Here is a 6,008-nt window from a genome sequence, read left to right as displayed (position 1 = left end):
GCGAGGCGAGGCGCGCGGCGGCTATTCCAGTTCGCCGGCCCGTTCGAGAAGATAGTTCGCCGACATCTTTCCGAGCGTGTTCGCCGCGAGCGGGCTGTCCCCGGTGAGTAGGTTGCGGTCGCGATGCGTTGCGCCCGACATGTCGTCGTTGACGACGGTGAGGCCCTGCTTTTCCAGTTCGTCGGCGACCAGCCACGGAAGTGTGCCCGGGATGTATCCGAGCCCGATATTCTGGCCGCTGTCGAGAGCATCGGGGAACACGCAGGCGGAATAGCCGCGCAATGGCGATTCCGCGCGGCCCCTGCCCACCGAGAGTAGGGCTGCGGGGCCATGGCACAGAGTGATGATCGCCCGGTCGTTCTCGAGCGCCCAGTCGAGTACGCGCGCGACCAGCGGATTGCGGGGGAGGTTGTTCATCGCCCCGTGGCCGCCGGGTATGAACACGGCGAGGTAATCCGAATCGGGTCCGAGGTCGCCTTCAACGACGTCGGCCAGATTCTTCGGTGCCCGCCAGTCCTCGATGAACCGAGCGTAGGTGTCCTTGACGGCATCGTCGTCCGCCGGCATCGCCCAGTGTTCGAGCTTTCCCGGGTTACCGCTCGGTGTGGCTATGTCGATCCCGAAACCGGTGTCGTGGAGATGCTTGATGGGAAGGAAGGTTTCGACGGGGTGATTGCCCGTGGAGAAGAAGCCTCCGCTGGTGGGGAGGTAGCGCTCCTCGGTGGCGATGACAAGAACCTTCCAGCGTCCGCCCGAGTACCCACCCGGGTTTTCGACGCCGTCGAAATCCGTCTTCGGCGCGACATACTGGGTCAGAGAAAACGGCGACGGGAAGTAGGCATTGTCTTCGGTTTTGTCGATCGTCGGCGAACGGTCTTCGTTGCTCATGTCGACTCCTTCCAGAACCCTTAGGGTAGACGGATTCTGGAGCCCAACATACGCGCTACGGTGAGGCGAGGGGCCGCTAGTGCTCGCCGAGCCCGGGAGGCGAGGAGCGGTAGGTGGGAGGGGTCTCGCTCAGGCGGATGGGATTGGCGACGTGACGGGAAACCTCCTCGCCGTGCGGGTCGGCGATCTCGACGGTCGGGTCCAGGCCGAGCCTCTCGGCGAGGGCGATCGCGTCGGCGATGTCGTTGAGCGGGCCGCACGGCACCCCGGCAGCGGTGAGCGCGTCGAACCACGAATCCGCGGTGTCCGCGGCGAGACGTTCGTCGAGTATCCGGACGAGTTCGTCGCGGTGGGCCACGCGCGCGCTATTGGTCGCGAAACGCTCGTCGGATGAGAGTTCCGGAATCTCCAGCGCTCTGCACAGTGAGGCAAACTGCTTGTCGTTGCCGACCGCGAGTACGAGCGGGCGGTCGGCGGTGTCGAAGAGCTGATACGGGGCGATGCTCGGATGACGATTGCCCATCGGCTTCGGCACGACGCCGGCACCGACATAGCCGGCGGTCTGGTTGGACAGGGCGGACAACAGCGAAGAGAGCAGGTTGACTTCGACCCGCTGCCCGGTTCCCGTGCGATCGCGGTGCCTGAGCGCGGCCAGGATTCCGAGCGCGGCGTGCATACCCGTCACGATGTCGACCATCGCGACTCCGACCTTGGTCGGGGTGTGCTCGTCGGGGCCCGTCACGCTCATGAGGCCGCCGACGGCCTGGATGAGCAGGTCGTATCCGGGTAGCGCATTGCCCCCGCCGAAGCCGGTGATCGAGCAGTAGACAATACCCGGCGAATCCTTCGCGACCTGCTCGTAGCCGAGGCCCAAACGCTCCATCGTGCCGGGGAGAAAGTTCTCCACCACGACGTCGGCGCGGGCGACGAGCTCGCGCGCCGCCGCGAGCCCCTCGTCGGTGCGCAGATCGATCGCCCGCGAACTCTTGTTGCGATTGACGCCGAGGAAGTAGGTCGACTCGTCGCCGACCCACGGCGGACCCCAGGAGCGGGTGTCGTCGCCCGACTCCGGACGCTCGATCTTCACAACCTCCGCGCCGAGGTCCGCAAGCAGCATGGTCGCGTAAGGCCCGGCGAGAACCCGACCGAAGTCGGCGATGACCAGGCCGTCGAGGGCTCCGGGTGTGCTCATCGGAATGCCGATTCCCCAGTGAGCGCGCGGCCGATGGACAGCTGATGCATTTCCGTGGTGCCTTCGTAGGTAAGGACGGACTCGAGGTTGTTGGCGTGGCGGATGACCGGGTACTCGAGTGTGATGCCGTTGGCGCCGAGAATCGTGCGACACGTCCGCGCGATCTCGATCGACTCGCGGGTGTTGTTGAGCTTGCCCGTGCTGATCTGTTCGGGCGTGACCTCGCCGCGATCCTTGATACGGCCGAGGTTATAGGCCAGCAGGTGGCCCTTACCGACCTCGAGCGCCATGTCCGCGATCTTCGCCTGCGTGAGCTGGTAGGCGGCGAGGGGCTTGTCGAACACCTCGCGGGTCTCGGCGTAATCGATCGCCGTTTCCAGGCAATCCCGGGCCGCACCGATCGCGCCGAAGGCGATGCCGAAGCGCGCCTCGTTGAGCGCGGACAGCGGACCGCGCAGGCCCTTGGCCTCGGGCAGCATCGCAGAGGCGGGAAGTCGCACGGAGTCGAGGACCAGCTCTGAGGTGACGGAGGCGCGAAGCGACATCTTCGAGTGGATCTCCGGTGCGGAGAATCCGGGGGTGTCGGTGGGGACGACGAATCCGCGGACGCCGTCGTCGGTCTGCGCCCACACCACTGCGACGTCGGCGATGGAGCCGTTCGTGATCCACATCTTTGTGCCGTTGAGGATCCAGTCGTCACCGTCGCGCTTGGCGTTCGTGCGCATGCCGCCGGGGTTGGAGCCGAAGTCCGGCTCGGTGAGCCCGAAGCAGCCGATGGCCTCGCCGGCCGCCATCTTCGGCAGCCATTCCTGCTTCTGCTCCTCGCTACCCCAGTGGTGGATCGAGAACATCGCGAGAGAGCCCTGCACCGAAACCAGGCTGCGGATCCCCGAGTCGACGGCCTCGAGTTCGAGGCAGGCCAGGCCGTACGCGGTCGCGCTCATCCCGGCGCAGTCGTAGCCGTCGAGGTGCATGCCGAGGAGTCCGAGGGATCCGAATTCCTTGGCGAGCTCGCGCGCCGGCAGCGAGGCCGCCTCGAACCACTCCGCGATGTGCGGGCGAATGCGCTCGGCGGCGAACTTGCGCACCGTGTCGCGAATCTGGATCTCCTCGGGCTCGAGCAGATGGTCGAGGGCGAAGAGCTGAGTCAGGGATTGCGTGCTGGACATGACCACTCCGTGGGCTGGGATCGGGTTTACGGACGGGTTGGTGCCGACAGACGTTGTCACGGTCGCGAGAGCGCCTCTACACCGGGAACGCGCGGAACGCGATCGCGCTCGCCACCCCAGCGTCCTTGCCGTTCTGCGCAGAGATCCCCGAGAGCATGTCCCGCGGGGCCGGATGGTCCGGCAGCGCCGCGAGGTACTCGGTGTGCGCTTCGAGCGAGGCGATCCCGCGCTCGAGCGGCTCGCCGGTCACGTCGACGAAATGGGTCGGCGCGGTGCCGCCGGCGACCAGAAGCCAATCGGCGCCCCATTTCTCCAGGCCCTCCTCGGAGGCGAGCTCCGGGAACACCCACGTGTTGTCGGCATCTCGTACCGCGTCGGCGGCGGCGAGCCCCGCGGCCCGGTGATCGGCCTGGTTGAGGCCCCATGACGGCTCGACATCCCACGTCATCGTCAGCACAACATTCGGCCTGATCTGGCGGATCACCCGCGCAATCGCCTTCCGCATTTCAAGCGAATACTCGAGCATCCCGTCGGGGAAGTCGAGGATCTGCAGGCTCTTCACGCCGACGGCGTCACAGGCGTTCTGCTGTTCTTGTGCGCGCAGCGGGCCGACCTCCTCGGGAGGCCGCTGCATCCCGGCCTCGCCGGAGGTGAGCAGCAGGTAGTGCACCTCGACACCCCGGGCAATCCACGCGGCCATCGCCGCGGAGGTGCCGTATTCCACATCATCGGGGTGCGCGACCACGCACAGCGCCGTGTCGATTCCGTCGAGAGAAAATTCTTCCAGCATCGTCGCTCCTGGGCTCGGCGTTCGCGGCGGATGGCGCCGCGCCACCATTGTCCCGCGCGGGCGCCGATGGTGCAGGAGGGCCAACCCCGCCGGGCGCCGCCCGAAGATCTGCCTAGCTCCCCGCGGACACGTCCAGAAGCCGCTGGTTGACGGCGGGCGGCCGCACCGTCTCGTGGGAGCGGACGTATTCGGCCAGGGTGTGGATGTCGAACAATCCGGACCACTCGGGCTCGCTCGTCAGCGTCGTCAGCGGCGCCGCGCCCCACTCCGAGGACACGAGGAACTCGTTGGCCGCGACCTTGTATTCGCGGCCAGGCTCGATTTCGGTGCCGTCGATCTTCGCGCCGACCAGCCGCTCGCCCTCCGGGCGCGTGGGGTCGATGTCCAGCTCGACGTTCTCCGACACCGCGATACCGCGCGTGCCGACGTCGTCAATATAGGCATTGAACGCATCACGCAGGCGGTCGCCGCTGACCGTGGCAATCTGCACGCGGTCGCCGTAGGGCTGGACCGCGTGGAGGTCCCGGTAACTGAGCTCGCCCTCGGGGAGGTCGGTGCGCAGCGAATCCGGGTTGTAGATCGCCAGGTCCGCGCCCTCGTCGCGGGTCGCCTCCCACTGCGCATCGGCCATGAGGTTCGCGAGCGCGGACTCGCCCGAAGGCAGGATCTCGCGGCTCACCTTTTCGGAGGCCGAGCCGAAGACCTCGGTGTCGTTCTCCGCAGCCGAAGCCGTGGCCGCGTCGATGAGATCGGTGACCTCGGCGTCAGGGGTGATGTCGTGGTGGACCTTCTGGTTGTAGGTCGAGCTCTGTTCCCGCTGCGCGCGGCCCGTGGTGGGGTCGATGAGCAGATCCACCACGGCGACGGAGCGCCCGTGCGAGGCTGGCGACAGCACGGGGCGGCGGGCGTTCGTGGGATCGGTGAGATCGCAGGTCGCCGGTCCTCCAGAGTCGCCGACGAACAGCGCATCGACGGACGAGGACACCTCGCGCAGCTCGGGCATCTCTGCGATCTCCTCCGGGCACGCCGCGGGATCGTTCTGGCGGTGCACCGCGTCGATGTGGAGCAGGCCGACGACCGAATTCACGCCCATCGCCTCGAGCGCGCGGGTCGCGGCATCGAAAGACTCCTGCAGCGGGCGGTGCTCCGGGTGCCACGGCGGCGGGGCGGGGGTCGGCGGCCCGTAGAGCGGTGGCGGAGCCTCCATGTTCTCGCTGCCGGTGGTCGCCGCGATTACACCGATTTTGATCCCGCCGACATCGATCACCAGGTAGGGAAACGGCGTTATCGGTGCGTCGTCGCCGGGGGCGAGATTGCTCGCGATGTACGGGAAACCGTGCTCGGGCATGGTTGCCGCGGAAGGGGCGACGAGGTCGAGCTCGCCGATGGCGGACGCGGCCACGCCCATGTGCCGCAGCACCTGGAGGGTGGGCTCGTCCCTGTTGAGCACCGCCTCCGGCTGCACCCCGCCGAGATTGTCCCCGGTGCTGAGCAGCACCGAATTCTCCGCGCCGGCGCGCAGGTGCGAGACGGTCGCGGACAGATAGTCGGCACCGCCGGCGGGGATGGTGCGGTCAGGCCCGTCGAGGATTGTGCCCTGGTAGCCGGGCGGGTGCGAGAGCGAACCGGCGATGCCGTCGATACCGAGGATGCGGACCATGACCGCGTCGTCGGCTCCGCCGTCCGGCGTCATCGGTGGTTGCGCGGCGGCCGGGGTGGAGGTGGCCGCCATCGCGGCGACGAGTGCGGCCGAAAACGCTGGTACGGCCAGGGCGGAGAGGGTCGACGTGCGCGTGCCGCGGCGCCCTGTGCCCACCTGTGCCCCCTCGACCTGGAATTCGACTCATCGGAACGGATCCCGGCTGCGCACATCACCTCACGCAGACCGGGTGGATTCGCGCTTCGCTGCGCGGGTCCACCGAACGACTATATTGCCCCATCTGGATCACCGTTATAGCGCCCATAAGAT

Annotated in this window: 5 protein-coding genes; all 5 read right to left on the bottom strand. The window is 67.5% G+C overall.

All coding sequences use genetic code 11. The annotated features are described in order from the left end of the window. Positions 1–21: 21 nt before the first annotated feature. Entirely contained in the window at positions 22–888 is an 867-nt protein-coding gene (hchA, locus tag K8V11_RS14060) for a glyoxalase III HchA (RefSeq protein WP_303915587.1), read from the bottom strand. 76 nt (positions 889–964) lie between these two features. Beyond that, positions 965–2,080: a CaiB/BaiF CoA-transferase family protein gene (locus K8V11_RS14055; RefSeq protein ID WP_303915584.1), complete on the bottom strand. Its 1,116-nt coding sequence runs from the start codon at positions 2,078–2,080 to the stop codon at positions 965–967. Beyond that, on the bottom strand, positions 2,077–3,249 hold the full coding sequence (locus K8V11_RS14050) for an acyl-CoA dehydrogenase family protein (RefSeq protein ID WP_303915581.1): 1,173 nt from the start codon (positions 3,247–3,249) through the stop codon (positions 2,077–2,079). The genes K8V11_RS14055 and K8V11_RS14050 overlap by 4 nt, the downstream gene beginning before the upstream one ends. A gap of 76 nt (positions 3,250–3,325) precedes the next feature. Further along, positions 3,326–4,039 carry a PIG-L deacetylase family protein gene (locus K8V11_RS14045; RefSeq protein WP_303915578.1) on the bottom strand — a complete coding sequence of 238 codons (714 nt, stop codon included), beginning with the start codon at positions 4,037–4,039 and terminating at the stop codon, positions 3,326–3,328. Positions 4,040–4,151: 112 nt separating this feature from the next. Continuing rightward, on the bottom strand, positions 4,152–5,855 hold the full coding sequence (locus K8V11_RS14040; protein WP_303915576.1) for a bifunctional UDP-sugar hydrolase/5'-nucleotidase: 1,704 nt from the start codon (positions 5,853–5,855) through the stop codon (positions 4,152–4,154). Positions 5,856–6,008: the final 153 nt, after the last annotated feature.

It is taken from the genome of Dietzia timorensis (genome assembly GCF_020742175.1).
Taxonomy (GTDB): Bacteria; Actinomycetota; Actinomycetes; order Mycobacteriales; family Mycobacteriaceae; genus Dietzia; species Dietzia timorensis_A.
The sequence above is the reverse complement of the archived record's forward strand: the minus strand, read 5'-3'. Positions and strand labels throughout refer to the sequence as shown.